This is a genomic window from Microbacterium natoriense, assembly GCF_030816295.1.
GTDB lineage: Bacteria > Actinomycetota > Actinomycetes > Actinomycetales > Microbacteriaceae > Microbacterium > Microbacterium natoriense_A.
Map to the genome: position 1 here is coordinate 3,610,027 of NZ_JAUSXV010000001.1, position 17,093 is coordinate 3,627,119.

At 69.8% G+C, this 17,093-nt stretch carries 11 protein-coding genes, 1 other RNA gene and 1 pseudogene; 1 reads left to right on the plus strand and 12 read right to left on the minus strand.

All coding sequences use genetic code 11. The features are described 5' to 3' along the window. Positions 1-80 precede the first annotated feature (80 nt). From QFZ53_RS17145 to ffs, 12 genes and pseudogenes are all read right to left on the minus strand, one after another. Positions 81-1,361 (minus strand): aspartate kinase, encoded by a 1,281-nt coding sequence (locus QFZ53_RS17145; RefSeq protein WP_292910231.1) that lies wholly within the window; start codon positions 1,359-1,361, stop codon positions 81-83. Positions 1,362-1,502: 141 nt separating this feature from the next. Continuing rightward, positions 1,503-2,426, minus strand: a complete 924-nt coding sequence (locus QFZ53_RS17150) for a DMT family transporter (protein WP_307298460.1) — start codon at positions 2,424-2,426, stop codon at positions 1,503-1,505. Further along, entirely contained in the window at positions 2,423-3,016 is a 594-nt protein-coding gene (gene recR / locus QFZ53_RS17155) for a recombination mediator RecR (RefSeq protein WP_292910227.1), read from the minus strand. Before recR ends, QFZ53_RS17150 begins: the two co-directional genes overlap by 4 nt. After that, the gene (locus QFZ53_RS17160; protein WP_307298463.1) at positions 3,016-5,448 is read right to left on the minus strand and encodes a DNA polymerase III subunit gamma and tau; all 2,433 of its coding nucleotides are present in this window, start codon (positions 5,446-5,448) and stop codon (positions 3,016-3,018) included. Before QFZ53_RS17160 ends, recR begins: the two co-directional genes overlap by 1 nt. 6 nt (positions 5,449-5,454) lie before the next feature. Beyond that, entirely contained in the window at positions 5,455-5,598 is a 144-nt protein-coding gene (locus QFZ53_RS17165) for a hypothetical protein (protein WP_307298465.1), read from the minus strand. Between the two features lie 6 nt (positions 5,599-5,604). Further along, a pseudogene (locus tag QFZ53_RS17170) lies at positions 5,605-8,119 on the minus strand (glycoside hydrolase family 65 protein). After that, on the minus strand, positions 8,116-8,880 hold the full coding sequence (locus tag QFZ53_RS17175) for a beta-phosphoglucomutase family hydrolase (protein WP_292910219.1): 765 nt from the start codon (positions 8,878-8,880) through the stop codon (positions 8,116-8,118). The pseudogene QFZ53_RS17170 and the gene QFZ53_RS17175 overlap by 4 nt, the downstream one beginning before the upstream one ends. A 320-nt stretch (positions 8,881-9,200) precedes the next feature. Next, positions 9,201-10,421 carry an acetate/propionate family kinase gene (locus QFZ53_RS17180; RefSeq protein ID WP_307298469.1) on the minus strand — a complete coding sequence of 407 codons (1,221 nt, stop codon included), beginning with the start codon at positions 10,419-10,421 and terminating at the stop codon, positions 9,201-9,203. After that, positions 10,418-12,535 carry a phosphate acetyltransferase gene (gene pta / locus QFZ53_RS17185; protein ID WP_307298472.1) on the minus strand — a complete coding sequence of 706 codons (2,118 nt, stop codon included), beginning with the start codon at positions 12,533-12,535 and terminating at the stop codon, positions 10,418-10,420. The genes QFZ53_RS17180 and pta overlap by 4 nt, the downstream gene beginning before the upstream one ends. Positions 12,536-12,681: 146 nt before the next feature. After that, entirely contained in the window at positions 12,682-13,257 is a 576-nt protein-coding gene (locus tag QFZ53_RS17190) for a hypothetical protein (protein ID WP_307298474.1), read from the minus strand. Positions 13,258-13,340: 83 nt separating this feature from the next. Continuing rightward, entirely contained in the window at positions 13,341-13,937 is a 597-nt protein-coding gene (locus tag QFZ53_RS17195; RefSeq protein WP_307298477.1) for a rhomboid family intramembrane serine protease, read from the minus strand. Positions 13,938-14,021: 84 nt separating this feature from the next. After that, positions 14,022-14,118: signal recognition particle sRNA small type (gene ffs / locus QFZ53_RS17200), an RNA gene on the minus strand. 50 nt (positions 14,119-14,168) lie between these two features. Here ffs and QFZ53_RS17205 point away from each other — a divergent pair. Next, positions 14,169-17,078 carry a DEAD/DEAH box helicase family protein gene (locus tag QFZ53_RS17205; protein WP_307298479.1) on the plus strand — a complete coding sequence of 970 codons (2,910 nt, stop codon included), beginning with the start codon at positions 14,169-14,171 and terminating at the stop codon, positions 17,076-17,078. Positions 17,079-17,093 lie beyond the last annotated feature (15 nt).

The window sequence follows — 17,093 nt, forward strand, 5'->3', positions numbered from 1 at the left end:
GATGCCGCGCCTGGCGCCGATGTCAGGGTTTCGGTGAGTCTACCGTGCCGCGAACGGCGCCTGGGTCGTGGTGACGACCCTCAGCGACCGGTGCCGGCGTGCACAGTCGCCTCGGCCTCGCCGTCGAGCCCGTACGCGGTGTGCACCGTGCGAGCGGCGTCAGCGAGGTCGGAATCGCGCAGCACGACGGAGATGCGGATCTCGGAGGTCGAGATCATCTCGATGTTGATGCCGGCATCCGACAGCGCTTCGAACAGCGTCGCGGAGACGCCGGAGTGGGTGCGCATTCCCGCACCGACCACCGAGAGCTTGCCGATCTGATCGTCGTGCACGAGGCTGGCGAAGCCGACCTCGGTCTGCTCACCCGCGAGAGCCTTCAGCGCCGCCGGAGCGTCCGCCTTCGGAACCGTGAACGAGATGTCGGTGCGCCCGGTCGCCGACACGTTCTGCACGATCATGTCGACGTTGGCGCCGGACTTCGCGACGATCTTGAAGATCTCTGCGGCCTTGCCCGGCACATCGGGGACTCCGGCGACGGTGATCTTCGCCTGGCCGAAATCGGTGGCGACGCCGGCGACGATCGGTTCTTCCATGGCTGCTCCCTTGGATTCGCGAGGGTTCTTCATGCCCTCGCCCAGAACGTAGGTGCCCTCGGACGACGAGAACGTCGAACGGGCGTGGATCAGGACGCCGTGACGGCGTGCGTACTCGACGGCGCGGATGTAGAGCACCTTGGCGCCGTTCGCGGCGAGCTCGAGCATCTCTTCGCTCGAGACGTGATCGAGCTTCTGCGCCTTCGGGATCACGCGGGGGTCTGCGGTGAAGATGCCGTCGACATCGCTGTAGATCTCGCAGACGTCGGCGTCGAGGGCCGCCGCGAGCGCGACGGCGGTCGTGTCGGAACCGCCGCGGCCGAGGGTCGTGATGTCGCGGGTGTCGCGGTTGAAGCCCTGGAAGCCGGCGACGATGACGATCGCCCCCTCATCGAGAGCCTCGCGCAGGCGCACCGGGGTCACATCGACGATGCGCGCGGCGCCGTGCTGCGAGTCGGTGATCATTCCGGCCTGGCTGCCCGTGAAGGAGCGTGCTTCGAATCCCATCGAGTGGATCGCCATAGCGAGCAGCGCCATCGAGATGCGCTCACCGCTGGAGAGCAGCATGTCGAGCTCGCGCGGGGCGGGGATCGGCGCGACCTCGTTCGCGAGGTCGAGCAGTTCGTCGGTGGTGTCGCCCATCGCGCTCACGGCGACGACGACGTCGTGACCGGCGCGACGCGTGTCGACGATGCGCTTGGCGACGCGCTTGATGCTCTCTGCGTCGGCGACGGAGGAGCCGCCGTACTTCTGCACGATGAGGGCCACGTTCACTCCCTGGGATGTCGGGCGGATCCGCCCACGCTTATTCTACGGAGGCTGCGTATGCGTCGATGCGCATGTGACGGTGGGCGGGCGTGACGGCGGGGGCTGCGGGCCCGAGGGCGAACGGGTGCGCGGCGTCGCGCGTCAGGGCGCGGGCGGCAGCGGTGCCGGAGCGGATGCTGTGGGGCGGAGCCGTCCGCCGGTGCCGGCGAACCAGCATCCGGCGATGATCAGCGGGAATCCGATCAGGAGGCCCGGTGTCAGCGGCTCGGCGAGCACGATCGCGCCGAGGATGATCGCGACGACCGGATTGACGTATGTGAACAGCGGGGCGCGCACCGGCCCCACCTCGCGGATCAGGGCGAAGAACACCAGGAACGCGACGGCCGTGCAGATCACCGCGAGCGCGAGCATCGCTCCGATCGACGGCAGAGTGGGCACCTGGTGCTGGGTGAGCAGGCCGATGGGCAGATACAGGATGCCGATCATCATCAGCGACAGCGTGATCGTGCCGAGCGAGGGCACGTCGCCGAGCTTGCGAGCGACGATGAACGGCGCGATCGCGTAGAGCACGGCGACGAGCAGGACTTCTCCGGCCGCGAGCAGGCTCACATCTCCGCCGAACAGTCCGGGGCCCGCGACGACGATCGCGACGCCGATGAAGCCGATCACCAGGCCGATCGCGCGAGCCGGGCGAAGCACTCCCCTGTCGCCGCCCCCGAGGGCGATCAGCGCCGCGAACAACGGCACGGTGGCGACGAGCAGTCCCGTCATACCCGAGGGCAGGGTCATCTCGGCGTGCCCGAGCAACACGAAGGGTCCGGCCATCTCGACCAGTCCGAAGGCGAGCACCCAGGGCCACATCTTGAGCGCAGGCCGCAGCGCCCCGGAACGGATCGCGAAGGGCAGCAGCAGGAGGGCGGCGATGAGAGTACGGCCCGCGACGATGGCTGGAGGCGAGAACGACTCGACGGCCACACTGATGAACAGGTACGGAACGCCCCACAGCAGGCACATGGCCGCGAAGAGCAACCAGCCTCGGCGCGTGAAGCCGGACTGCACGATCACAGGACGCGCCGGCCCTCGAAGGCACGGCCGAGGGTGACCTCGTCGGCGTATTCGAGATCGCCGCCGACGGGGAGTCCGGATGCCAGTCGGGAGACCGTGATCTGCATGGTGGTCAGCAGGCGGCTGAGGTAGCTCGCGGTCGCCTCGCCCTCGAGATTGGGGTTCGTCGCCAGGATGACCTCCTGCACCGTTCCGTCGGCCAGGCGCGTCATCAACTGGGCGATGCGCAGATCGTCGGGACCGACGCCCGCGATCGGGCTGATCGCCCCGCCGAGCACGTGGTAGAGGCCGCGGAACTCCCGGGTCCGCTCGATCGCCGCGACGTCCTTCGCGTCCTCGACGACGCAGATCAGGGCGGGGTTGCGCCGAGGATCACGGCAGATCGCGCACCGGTCCTGCTCGGCGACGTTGCCGCACACCTCGCAGAACCGCACGCGCGTGCGGATGTCGGAGAGGAGCTCGGCGAGACGCGCGACATCGAACGTCGGCGTCTGCAGGATGTGGAACGTGATGCGCTGTGCCGACTTCGGTCCGATGCCGGGGAGCCGGCCGAACTCGTCGATCAGCTCTTGGACGATTCCGTCGTACATCAGGAGAACCTCGTCGGGGGCTCGTAGGGCTCTTCGCGCACGAAGGTCGCGCCGAGCACCTGGCGGATCACGGCCTCGCCGTAACGCTGCACTCCCCCTGCCGGGGTGCGCTCCGTCAGCACCGGAGCGGACTGCGGGCGGGCCGGCGCAGAAGGCGCAGGGGCGGATGCTGTCGCCGGAGTGGATGCTGTCGCCGGAGCGGATGCTGGTGTCGAAGCCACCGCCCGAACAGAGGCCGCCGGAGCGGAGGGCACGGCAGCCGGCTCGTATGCGGGATCGTATGGCGGCTCGTCGTCGAAGTACGGCGGTTCATCGTCGAAGGGCGGCGCATCGTCGACGACGACAGAGGCAGGCTGCGCCGCGGCCTGTTCGCCACTCCGCGGGGCGGCCGGGGCGGAAGCATCCGACCGCACGGCGGTGCCCGACGGGAGCGAGGTCTCCGGCGCAGACGCGGAACCCGAACCCGCAGACGTGCTGACAGGCACGCCGGATTCCGCGCCTGCAATCGGTGCAGATTCGGCGCTGGGCTCCGCCGACCGCCCGGAAGTCGCGGCAGTCGGCATGGCCGCCGGTATCGACGCGACCGCCCACTCCGTCACGGGCGCTGAAGACTCGGAACGGGACTGCGGGCGGGGAGACCGCGCTGACGCAGGCTCCGATGTGGAGGGCGCGTCACCTGTGGAGGGCGCGGACGCCGAGGGCTGGCGCGGTGCGCCCCCGGCCGGCATCGGGGCCGGACGGTACTTCACCTTGATGCCGAGCTCGTGCTCGATCGCGGTGCGCAGGTGATCGGATGGCCCGGAACCCGGGACCGTGCCCTTGAACTTCTGGACGTCGTGCTGGCTCGTGAATCCGAGCGTCAGTACCTCGCCTTCGGTGTCGTACGCGAGCGGCTGAACCGCGGTCGCCAGCAACCATGACGTGCGGCTGATGTCTTCGAGGCGCTTGAGGATGGCCGACCACGACGCCGAGATGCGGTCGAGCGTCACCGGGCCGGAGGGGGCCGGTGCCGGTGCGGGCGAAGCGGGTGAGGGCTCACCGGACGCGGATGCCGGAGCCGTCGACGAGGGAGTCGCGGCAGGAACGGCGCGTTCCGTATCGGTCGCTGCGCTCCCTCGAGGGGCGACCGGAGAGGTCACAGGCGAGGCAGCAGGCGCGATGACGGCAGGCGCTGTGGCCGGAGTCGGGGCAGGATCAACGCGTTTCGTCTCGGTCGCTGCGCTCCCTCGCGGGGCGACCGGCGCGGCAGCAGGCGTGGCGACCGAGGAGGTGACCCCAGAAGAGGCGACAGCAGGCGCGGAGGAGGCATCTGCTCCCGAGGCGAGCACTCGCGCGACCAGCAGTTCCAGATGCAGGCGCGGCGACGTGGCCCCCGACATGTCGTCGAGCGCGGCGCTCACGATGTCGGCTGTGCGCGAGAGCCGCGCACCTCCGAAGACCGCCGCCTGCCCGCGCATGCGCTCGAGCTCATCGGCGGCGACACCGCGCAGAACGGCGGCGGCACCCGCCCCCACGGCGGCGATGACGATGAGGTCGCGCAGCCGCTCGAGCAGGTCGTCGACGAATCGCCGCGGGTCCTGACCGGTCTGCACGACCTTGTCGATCGCGGGGAACGCCGCGGCGGCATCGCCGGCAGCGAGCGCGTCGACGATCTCGTCGAGCACGGTCGCGTGGGTGTACCCCAGCAGAGAGACTGCGCGCTCGTACTTGACCTCGACGACGTCGGAACCTGCGGGCGAATCGGAACCTGCGATCAGCTGGTCGAGCAGAGACAGGGTGTCACGGGGAGAGCCACCACCGGCGCGCACGACGAGCGGCAGCACGCCCTGCTCGACGACCACGCCCTCTTCGGTGCACAGCTTCTCGACGTACTCGAGCATCGCTGCCGGCGGCACCAGCCGGAACGGATAATGGTGCGTGCGCGAGCGGATGGTGCCGAGCACCTTCTCGGGCTCGGTCGTCGCGAAGATGAACTTGACGTGTTCGGGCGGCTCTTCGACCAGCTTCAGCAGGGCGTTGAATCCCTGCGGCGTCACCATGTGAGCCTCGTCGAGGATGAAGATCTTGTAGCGATCACGGCTGGGGGCGAAGGTCGCCCGCTCGCGCAGGTCGCGGGCGTCGTCGACGCCGTTGTGGCTCGCGGCATCGATCTCGACCACGTCGAGCGATCCGCCACCGGCGCGTGAGAGCTCGACGCAGCTCGGGCAGGTGCCGCAGGGCACGTCGGTCGGACCTTCGGCGCAGTTCAAGCACCGCGCGAGGATGCGCGCCGAGGTCGTCTTGCCGCAGCCGCGAGGGCCCGAGAAGAGGTACGCATGACCGACCCTGTCTCCGCGCAGCGCGGTCATCAGCGGATCGGTCACCTGGGACTGCCCGATCATCTCGCCGAAGGACTCGGGCCGGTAGCGGCGGTAGAGGGCTGTAGTCACCATGACAGCCTACGGCGTGCCGCCGACGTTGCGGTCGGCCCGGGAGACGACAGTTCCCACCACCTCGCCGAAACCCCTGGTCGGCGCCGACACCCCGCCCTTGTGGCGTTGCTGAGACGGGGTCTCGGCCACAGGACGGGGTCTCGGCGACATGGCAGGTCAGTCGATCGGGTCAGCCCCGATGATCGGGATCGCGGTCGTGATGACGGGGACGGATGCCGACAGCGGCGTGCCGTCCTCGCGCAGCGCGTCCTCGAACTGGCGCAGCGTGGGACGGCCGGGGATGACCGGACCCTGGTCTGCGAGCGGGACGACCAGGGGGTCGCCCGCGACGGCGATGTAGGCGTCTCCGCGCACCGTGAACGGCACCGGTTCCCCCGAGCGCACCTCGACCGTCAGCGCGCCGCGGGTCACCGTGACCTGCACGGCCGAGCCCTGCCACTGCAGCGGGAAAGACAGCCTCGGCCAGTCGGCGGGAAGGCGCGGATCGAAGCTGAGCTCCCCCGCGTAATCGCGCATGCCGCCGAACCCGCTCACCAGCGCGGTCCACACGCCGCCGGCCGATGCGACGTGCACACCGTCTGCGGCGTTGTGGTGCAGGTCGTGCAGGTCGACGAAGATCGACTGGGCGAAGTACTCGAGGGCGAGATCCTGGTAGCCCACCTCCGCCGCGAGGATCGACTGGACGACAGCCGACAGGGTCGAGTCGCCCGTGGTCAGCGGGTCGTAGTAGTCGAAGTCGGCGCGCTTCTCCTCAGCGGTGAAGTGGTTGCCCTGCAGGAAGAGCGCGAGCACGACGTCGGCCTGCTTGAGCACTTGGAAGCGATAGATCACGAGCGGGTGGAAGTGCAGCAGCAGCGGGCGCTGCGAGTCGGGCGTGTGGGCGAGATCCCACACCTCGCGCTCGAGGAACAGCGAGTCCTGCGGATGGATGCCGAGGGCTTCGCTGTACGGGATGAACATCGCCTCGGACGCCCGCTCCCACTCGTCGGCCTCCTCGGGGCGGAGCCCTGTGCGCTCCACGAGCCGGGCGAAGTCCTCCGGGTGCCTCTCCGCGATCTCGTGCACGACCTTGGCCGCGTAGCGGAGGTTGTAGCGCGCCATCACGTTCGTGTACAGGTTGTCGTTCACGACCGTCGTGTACTCGTCGGGGCCGGTCACGCCGTGGATGTGGAACGTCGAGATGCCGTCGACATCCGCTCGGTTCGTCACATCCCTCGAGGTGCGCCAGAATCCGAGGGTCGCCCACAGCCGGGCGGTCTCGATCGCGATCTCCGCACCCTCGCGGCGCAGGAACTCCTCGTCGCCGGTCGCCCGCACGTACTTGCCGAGCGCGAAGCTCACGTCGGCGTTGATGTGGTATTGAGCCGTTCCCGCCGCGTAGTACGCCGAGGCCTCTTCGCCGTTGATCGTGCGCCACGGGAACAGGGCCCCCGCCTCGTTCAGCTGCGCCGCACGTCGCCTGGCGGCCGGCAGCATCAGCACCCGGGCGCGGAGCGCGTTGCGCGCCCACTGCGGCGACGTGTAGGTGAGGAACGGGAGCACATAGATCTCGGTGTCCCAGAAGTAGTGTCCGCTGTAGCCGGAACCCGTGACGCCCTTGGCCGCCACTCCGGTGCCGTCCGAGCGGGCGGAGGCCTGCGCGAGCTGCAACAGGCACCAGCGGGTCGCCTGCTGCAGATCGTCGTGGCCGTCGATCTGCACGTCGCTGCGCTCCCAGAACTCCGCGAGCCATTCGGCCTGGCGCTGGAACTGCACGTCGACGCTCTCGACCACGACCCTGTCGAGGGAGCGGCGGCAGCGGTCGACGAGCTCCCGCGGCGGCACGCCGCGGGAGGTGTGATAGCTGACGAGCTTGGTGACCGTGATCGGCACGCCGGCCTTCGCCTGCACACGGAACACGTTCTTCGCGATGTCCGCCTCGATCAGGGTGCGGGCGCTGTACTCGTTCTCGGTCTCGATGACGTGATCGGCGACGACCGCCACCGTCATCCCCGATGCCGCGACCCGATACGACAGAGCCGAGCGGAGGCCGTCCTGCCAGTGCTCGGCGGGCTGGAGCACGCGGTCGGCGATCTTCTCTGCCTTCCGCGGGTCGAACCCGGCTCCCTGGGCCTCGACGGGCGTGCCGGCGTAGACGCCCGCGCCGTCCTGACGGTTCAGCAGCTGGCAGCTGATCGTCACAGGGGCGTCGGAGTTCTCGACCACGACCTCCAGCCTCAGGACGGCCAGATGCCGCTCGGCGAAGCTGACGATGCGTTCGTCGCGCATGCGCACGCGCTTGCCAGACGGCGTCTCCCACACGACGACGCGCTCGAGCACTCCCGTGCGCATGTCGAGGGTTCGGCGGTACTCGCGCACGTCCGCATCGTCGAACGAGATCGGCTCGTCGTCGACGTACACGCGCATGACCTTGGCGTCAGGGGCGTTGACGATCGTCTGCCCCACCTCGGCGAAGCCGTAGGCCTGCTCGGCGTGGCGGATGGGCCAGGTCTCGTGCAGGCCGTTGATGAAGGTGCCGTGCTCGTGCGCGCCGCGGCCCTCGATGTGGTTGCCGCGGAGCCCGAGGTAGCCGTTGCCGACGCCGAACAGCGTCTCGCCGACCCCGTCTTCGGTGTAGCGCGTCTCGATCAAGGCGCCAGGGGTCGACGGGGAAGCGGTCGCGGTCGATCATGCGGTCTCCTCGGAGTCGGATGCGGAGTCGGATGCGGTCAGGAAGGCGTCGAGATCGTTCACGACCACGGTGGCGCCTGCGGCGCGCAGCGCATCGGCGCCGGTGCCGCGGTCGACGCCGACCACGGTGGCGAAGCCGGCGGCGGCCGCGGAGGCCGCTCCGGAGGTCGCGTCCTCGACAGCCGCGCTGAGCTCGGGGTCGACCTCGAGCGCGGCGGCGCCGGCGGCGAACATGTCGGGGGCGGGTTTCGATGCGAGCCCGTCGTTCTCGGCGACCACTCCGTCGACGACGACGGAGAAGAACGAACGGATACCGGCAGCGGCCAGCACCTCCTCGGCGTTCTTGGAGCTGGAGACGACGCCGAGCGGCACCCCGGCCGAGCGCAGCTTCTCGAGGAGCGCGAGCGAACCGGGATAGGGGGCGATGCCCTGGCTGCGCAACGAGGCGGCGAAGGCGGCGTTCTTGCGATTGCCGATGCCGCAGATCGTCTGTGCCTCGGGCGGATCGTCGACGCTCCCCCACGGCACCTCGACGTTGCGGCTGTGCATCAGGCTCGCGACGCCGTCGTAGCGCTTCTTGCCGTCGACGTAGTCGTAGTAGTCGGCATCCGTGTAGGCGGGCTCGATCTGCCAGGCGGCGAAGACGTCGTCGAAGACGGCCTTCCACGCTCGCATGTGCACCTCGGCAGTGGGCGTGAGCACACCGTCGAGATCGAAGAGCACGCCCTCGGCGCCGAGCAGATCGGGAAGAGCGTCAGGCACAGGAACCTCCGGGAGAAGGACGAGGGGGGTTCGGCACCTCTCCGTGCCACGGTGCAAGCGTAGTCGCGCGGCGCGTGCAGAGGTAACCCCATGTGGTCACATGAAGGGCGGCCCTACGCCCGGCATCCCCACCACTTTCGCGACCAGCCTCGCTGCGCGGTCACATGAGTGGCGACTTCGTACCCCGCATTCCACCACTTCTGTGACCGACCCGGCCGCGCGGTCGCGCCTCAGGCGAGCATCCGCGAGTCGACCCCGCCTCACGCGCAACCGCCCACTGAACGCAGTCGCACCAGTGGCGGAGGCACCATGCCGCGCGATCAGAGCAGCGAAGCCGTCTGGCGCGCGATCTGCAGCTCTTCGTTGGTCGGCACGACGAGCACGGTCACGCGCGAGGCATCGGTCGAGATTCTGCGGATTCCGCGCTCTCGCGCCGTGTTGCGGTCGTGATCGATCACCACGCCGGCGAAGCCCAGTGTCGCCATAGCCTCCGCACGCACGGCTGCCGCGTTCTCGCCGACCCCCGCCGTGAACGAGATGACGTCCACCCCGCCCAGCTGAGCGATGTACGCGCCGGCGTATGCGCGCAGCCGGTGGACGTAGACGTCGAAGGCCAGCGTCGCAGCGGCATCCCCCTGCTCTCGCCCAGCGAGGATGTCTCGCATGTCGCTGCGCCCGGCGAGGCCCTTGAGCCCGCTGCTCGTGTTCAGAAGCGCGTCGAGATCGTCGATCGAGAGGCCCGCACGGCGGGAGAGATGCACCAAGGCTGCGGGGTCGATGTCGCCCGACCGCGTGCCCATGACCAATCCCTCCAGCGGAGTGAGCCCCATCGAGGTCTCCACCGAGCGGCCGCCGTCGATCGCGGTGACCGAAGCGCCGTTACCGAGATGGAACACGAGCTGGCGCAGCTCGGAGAGATCGCGATCGAGGAACGCGGCGGCCGACTCGCTCACGTACTGATGGCTGGTGCCGTGGAACCCGTAGCGACGCACCCGGTGCTCGCGGGCGAGTTCGGCGTCGATCGCGTAGGTGTATGCGGCGGGCGGCAGCGTCTGATGGAACGCCGTGTCGAACACGGCGACGTGGGGCACGTCGGGGAACACAGCTCGTGCCGCGACGATACCCGCGAGGTTGGCGGGGTTGTGCAGCGGGGCCAGCACCGAGAGCTCCTCGATTTGGCGCTCGACGTCGTCGTCGATGAGGGTGGGAGCGAAGAAGCGCGCCCCGCCGTGCACGACGCGATGCCCGACGGCCACGGGCGGATGCTCCTCGAGCGAGGGCCCGTGTTCTGCGAACTGCTCCAGCATCACCGCGAAGGCGGCATCGTGATCGGCGACCGCGCGCTCGGAGGGGTACGTCGCATCGAGCATCGTGACGACGGCATCCGTCCCTGCCTGTGGTCGCACCTTGTGCTCGACCGGGCTGAGGTCCTGGCCGATCCGCTCGATCAGACCGTTCGCGAGCTCGTGCTCGTGCTCGATGTCGATCAGGCTGTACTTCAACGAGGACGAACCGCTGTTGATGACGAGGATGGCGCTCACGATTCCTGCCCCTGTGCCTGGATGGCGGTGATGGCCACGGTGTTCACGATGTCGTCGACGAGAGCGCCGCGCGACAGGTCGTTGATCGGCTTGTTGAGTCCCTGCAGCACCGGCCCGATCGCGACGGCGCCGGCCGACCGCTGCACCGCCTTGTACGTGTTGTTGCCGGTGTTGAGATCGGGGAAGACGAACACGGTCGCGCGGCCGGCGACCTCGGATCCGGGGAGCTTCGCCTTGGCGACGGCCGCGTCTGCGGCGGCGTCGTACTGGATCGGCCCTTCGACCAGCAGCTCGGGCGCCCTCTCGTGCACGAGTGCGGTCGCCGCCCTGACCTTGTCGACGTCGGCTCCCGTTCCCGACTCCCCCGTCGAGTACGACAGCATCGCGACCCGTGGTTCGATGCCGAACTGCCGAGCGGTCGCCGCCGACGAGATCGCGATGTCGGCGAGCTGCTCGCTGGTCGGGTCGGGGATGACCGCGCAGTCGCCGTATACGAGCACGCGGTCGGCGAGCGCCATCAGGAACACGCTCGACACGACGTTCACGCCCGGTTTCGTCTTGATGATCTCGAACGAGGGACGGATCGTGTGCGCGGTGGTGTGCGCGGCACCCGAGACCATGCCGTCGGCGAGCCCGAGGTGCACCATCATCGTGCCGAAGTACGAGACGTCGGTGACGGTGTCGGCGGCCTGAGCGAGAGTGATGCCCTTGTGCGCTCGCAGCCGCGCATACTCGGCGGCGAAGCGCTCGACCATGGCGGGGTCGTTGGGGCTCAGCACCTGCGCCGCGCCGATGTCGACCCCCAGCTCGACCGCCCTCGCACGGATCGCCCCCTCGTCGCCGAGGATCGTCAGGTCGGCGACCTCTCGGGCGAGCAGCGTGGCCGCAGCCTGCAGGATGCGGTCGTCGTCGCCCTCGGGGAGCACGATCCGCCGTCGATCGGCGCGGGCGCGCTCGATCAGCCCGTACTCGAACATGAGCGGCGTGACGACGGTCGACTCGGCGAGGCCCAGCTGCGTGGTGAGATCGGTGATGTCGACGTGCGCCTGGAAGAGACCGAGCGCACGGTCGTAGCGGGTGCGCGACTCGGGCGAGATGCGGCCACGGGCGTTCATGACGCGGACGGCGGTGTCGTAGGTGCCGAGATCGGTCGTGATGATCGGGGCGGTGGAGGCGAACCCGTCGAGGAGCTGCACGATGGGCTCCGGCAGCGGGAACGGACCGTTGAGGATGATGCCCGCGACGCGGGGGAAGGTGCCGGAGGCATCGGCGAGGAGCGTCGCCAGCAGCACCTCGGTGCGGTCGGCGGGGATCACGACGACAGCCTCCTCGGTGATGCGCGGCAGCACGTTCACCATCGACATGCCGGCGACCACGATCGTGAGAGCCTCGCGGTCGAGCCGGTCGGGATCGCCCTTCAGGAGCCGGCCGTCCACGGCCGCCAGGATGCCGCGGATCGAGGGCGCCACGAGCGTGCGGTCTTCGGGGATCGCCCACACCGACATGTCGCGGGCGGGACGCACGGACGCCACCGCGGCGGAGACCTCGGCGAGCGCATCAGGGGCCGCCCGATTCACGATGACCGCGAAGAGCTCGGCGCGCTCCGCTTCGAGCTCCGCGAGCGCGAGGGAGGCGATCTGGCCGACGGCGGATGCGGTGCGCGCCGTCGTGGTGCCGAGCTGCTCGGCCTGCCGCTGCTGGTCTCGGCCGGAGAGCACCAGCAGCACCGGGGCCCCGAGGTTCGCGGCGATGCGCGCGTTGAATCCGAGTTCGGCGGGGCTCGCGACATCGGTGTAGTCGCTGCCGACGATCACGACCGCATCGCACTGGGCTTCGACGGCCTTGAAACGAGCGACGATCGTCGACAACGCGCGGTCGGGGTCGTCTCTCACGTCGTCGTAGCTCACGCCGACGCAGTCGTCGTAGTCGAGCTGCACGCCGTCGTGGGCGAGCAGCAGTTCGAGGATCTCGTCGCGCTCCACCACCGACCGGGCGATCGGGCGGAACACGCCGACTCGCGGTGTCACCCGCATGAGCGCGTCGAGCACTCCGAGCGCGATCGTCGACTTGCCGGTGTGACCTTCGGCCGAGGTGATGTAGATGCTCCGCGCCATGGGTTCAGCCTAGGCGGCCCGGCCCTGCGACGCTCCCGTCGCACGTCGTGCCGCCGTCGCGGGATTCCTCAGCGTTCCGGTCGCAGTTCGCGCCGCCGACTGGCTGTGCGAGCGGCAGAAACTGCGCCCGGAAGGCCTGCGGGGGCTCAGCATCCGCTCGTCAGTGCGTCGACCACGGCCGCCGCGTCATCCTGGTACCGCGAGTAGTAGTCGGCATCGGTGTTCACCTGCACGCGGTGGATCGCGTGCGAAGGCGGCAGCTGCGGCCAGTCGGGCAGGGTCGAGAGCTTCCGGTAGAACAGGGTGGCCGCCGTCGCGGGGTCCATCCGCTCTTCGACGCTCCCCCACCAGTCCTGCTGCTGGAACAGGCCGATGCTCGTGGTCCGCGAGCCGTCCGGGTTCGTGAAGCCCGTCGTCTCCCAGTCGCCGTAGTCGATGTTGCGCAGACTGCTCTCGCCCATCGCGGTCATCACGCCGAGGATCTGCCCGTCCCTCCCGAAGCCGAGAGCGGATGCCGTCGTCATGATCGCTGCGGCGTTCTGCAGCTGCTCACCGCTCCAGCCCTCGATGTCGGCCTCGGCGAGTTCGGCGGGGTCGGCGGCGCAATAAGTCGGCGCCGCCATCAGCTCCGGCGCCCAGGATGCCAGTCCCGGCGCCGCGAGCACCGCGACGCCCGCGACGACGGCGACCACGGCGGCGGACACGCCGACGCGACGCAGCATCCGGCGCCTCTGCATCCGCTTCCGCGCCCGCTGCCGGCTGCTCGGCCGCCTTCGCCTGCTCACGGCCCGGCGCCGACGCGCCGTCATTCCCGTCGTGGCGCGCGTCGAGCGGCGAAGGCGGCGAGACCGCCCCCGATCGCACCGAACAGGTGCCCCTGCCAGGAGACGCCTGCACCGGCCGCGAAGACCCCGGTGAGCATGGTGGCACCGTAGACGCCGATGACCACGAGCGCGACGATCGCGTAGAGGACGCGGTGCGCGACCCGCCCCGGTGCGAAGACCCGTGCGACGAGATAGCCGAAGTAGCCGAACACGAGCCCGGAAGCCCCGACCGTCAGCGTCCCCGGGGCGTTGACCGCCCAGGTGCCGACCCCGCCGATCACGACGATGATCCCCGTCACGGCCCAGAACCGACGTGCGCCCTCTGCCGCGACGAGACAGCCGAGCACGAGGAACGGCACGGAGTTGCCGATCAGGTGCGGCCAGCTCGCGTGCAGGAGCGGAGCGAACAGGATGCCGACCAGACCGGCCGGATCCCAGGAGCGGATCCCGAAGCCGGAGAAGGACCCGGGCAGGATGCTGTCAGCCAGTTGCACGGCCCACATCACCGCGAGCAGGGCGATCGGCGCACCGAATCTGCGGAGTGCGCTCGGCGTTGCCTGCTGCTCGGTGACGGTCACGGGTCGATTCTTCCAGGGGCGTCTGTGAGTCCCTCGACAGGCTCAGACGCCCACAGGCGACAGGCTCGGAAACCCGTGGGCAAAGAAAATGACCCTCCGCGCACCCAGCAGAGCCCGGTTACCCTTGCTGCGTTTCCGCCCTGGGGGAATTGGCCTGGATGCCGCCACGCGGAGAGCCGTCGACAAGTCTAGCCGATCCCGGGACCTGCTCTTTGACAGACTGGGGAAGCCATGGACCTGCCGACGACCTCCGCCCCGCTGCTCGGATGGACGTTCGACGGGACTCTGCGCACCTATCAGACCGAGGTGCTCGAGCGGATCCCCGTGGGCACGGTCGGTCCTCTGCATGTCGTCGCCCCTCCCGGCTCGGGGAAGACGCTGCTCGGTCTGCTCCTCGCGACGCGGGAGGGCGATCGCGCTCTCGTGCTCGCCCCCACCGTGACGATCCGTCAACAGTGGGTGCGCACGGCGGAGTCCTTGGCCCCGACGCCGGCGAGCGTGTCCGACGACCCGGAGCGCATCTCGGACCTCACCGTGATGACGTACCAATTGCTCAGTGTGACGGGAGACGGCTCGCCCTTCGACGATCTGGCGAGGGCCGTCTGGGCCGAGGAGCTCATCGCGACCGGCCGCACCGAAGCGGATGCCGCGACCTGGCTCGCCGAACTCGCCGTCGACAGTCCCGCCGCCTACCGTTCGGGCATCCGCAGCCGGGTCCGCCGGCTGCGCAGGCGATTTGCCCGACGCAACCCCGACGAACTCGCCCGCGTGCTGCACCCGAATGCCGTCGCACTCATCGACCGGCTCGTCGACGCCGGCGTCCGCACCGTGATCCTCGATGAGTGCCACCATCTGCTCGATCACTGGGCTCTCGTCGTCGCCTATCTGGCCGGACGGATCCGCGAGCGAGGCGGATCGCCGCGATTGATCGGGCTCACGGCGACGCTGCCCTCGCCCGACGACGAGGCGGAGTACGAGAACTACACCCAGCTCCTCGGCGAGGTCGACTATGAGGTACCGACTCCGGCCGTCGTGAAGGAGGGCCATCTCGCCCCTTACCGCGACCACGTGATGGTGATCGAGCCGACGCCGGCCGAGATCTCGTTCATCCGTCACCACGAGGAACGGCTGCACGACCTCGTCATGCAGCTGCTCACCACCCCCGACGCCGTGTCGTACCTCGAGAGGCAGTTGCAGCCCGAAGACGAAGACGAGGACGAGCCGGGTGCAGGCGCGGAGGCCCTGCTCGAGCGCGCCTTCGCGAACGACTTCCCGCTGACGCGCTCGTGCGCGGTGGTGCTCCGGGTCGTGCAGCCGCAGCATCCGCTGCTCGCCGCGATTCCGCCTCTGCTGCTGGACCGCTGTACGAGCGAAGACCTGCTCATCGTGCTCACCCGTTTCGCCCAGACCCGACTGCTCGGGAATCCGGATGCGCATCGCCAGTGGGACTACGTGCGCCGCGCCCTCGCCGACTTCGGATACATGCTCACCGACCGGGGGCTGCGCCGCGGACGCGATCCCCTCGACACGACGCTCGCCTACTCGGCCGCGAAGGATCATGCCGCCGTGGAGATCCTCCGCCTCGAGCTCGAGTCCGAGGACGCCGACCGCGTCCGCGCGGTCGTGGTCACCGACTTCGTCGAGCACGGCAACAGCCGCGGGATGATCGGGGATGCTGCGGCAGGCGCATTGCGCGCATTCGAACTCCTCGCCGCCGACCCCGTGACGGTGAGGCTGAACCCGGTGCTCGTCACCGCGCAGCATCTGCGGGCCTCGGCAGGGGATGCCGCGGATCTCGCCGCAGAGCTCACCGACCTGCTCGCCGAACCCGTCCTGGTGCGGGAGGGCTCCGGCCCGACGCGCGAAATGCGCGGCCCCGGCATCGGGAGCGGACGGATGGTCGCCGCGCTCTCCGAGTTGATCCGACGAGGCCGGATCAGGCTCCTGGTCGGCACCCGCGGGCTGCTCGGCGAGGGCTGGGACTGCCCGGCGGTGAACACCCTCATCGACCTCACGGCCGTCGCGACCTCGTCGGCCACTCAGCAGCTGCGCGGACGCACGCTGCGTCTCGATCCGGAGTGGCCGGACAAGGTCGCTCACAACTGGTCCGTCGCATGCCTCATTCCCTCGCAGGTCGACCTGGACGACACGACAGAGCCGCGACGGCTCCGTCGCAAGCACTCCCATCTGTGGGGGCCGAGCGCCGACGGGGACGGCAGCATCGTCAGCGGTCTCGGACACGCGCTCCCGCCGTCCGCCATGCAGGCGTTCGACCGCGTCCTCGACAAGGACCCGGCCGCGTCCGTCGCCGACGTCGAAGCGTTCCTCGCCGAGAGCCGGCCGACGCGCACGCAGACGCGGCGGCAATGGCACATCGGCGAGCCGTACCTCTCTCACGAGCGCGAAAGCGTGAGGATTCAGCGCGTCCCGCACGCGCCGCTGCTGCACACCGCTCGGGCGGCCGGCGCCGGCTCCATCGGCGCCTTCATCACGGGCACGGCGATCGCCGGAGGGCTCGTCGCGCTGGTGGACGTTCTCGGCGCCCTGAGCATCCCGCTCGTCGGCGGCCTCGCACTCGCGCTCCTCTGCGGTGTCGGGGCGGCCGTGGCCGCCGCGGTGCCGGTGCTCGGTCGGGCGTTGCGCGATCGTCGCAGACCGGCCGAGGTGTACCGGAACGCGGCGGTCGCGATCGCGCGCACCCTGCATGAAGCCGGCCGGATCAGTCCGATCGACGAGTCAACGATCCGTGCCCTCCGCCAGGACGGTGATCGTGTACGCATCGAAGTGGGCGGAGAGCAACGGGATCGGGCGATGGTCGCCGACGCCGTCGAGGAGCTGTTCGGACCGGTGCGCACACCCCGGTTCCTGCTGCAGACCGGACGCGCGGAATCCGGCAGGATGCGCCTGTCCGAGCGCATCGCCGACCGTCTCTCCCCCGGGCGGACGCTGCTCCCCATCCCCCGCGCGATCGCCCGACGTCGAGCGGACGCCGAACTCCTGCACCGGCACTGGCAGCGCCTGATCGGCCCGTGCGCGCTGCACGAGTTCCAGGGCGCAGCGGGCCTCGCGCTCCTGCGCGTCGCACGCAGCAGCGAGGGCCGCCTCGACGGGACCGAATCCCGCACCCGAATCTGGGGGTGACACGCACCCGATCGG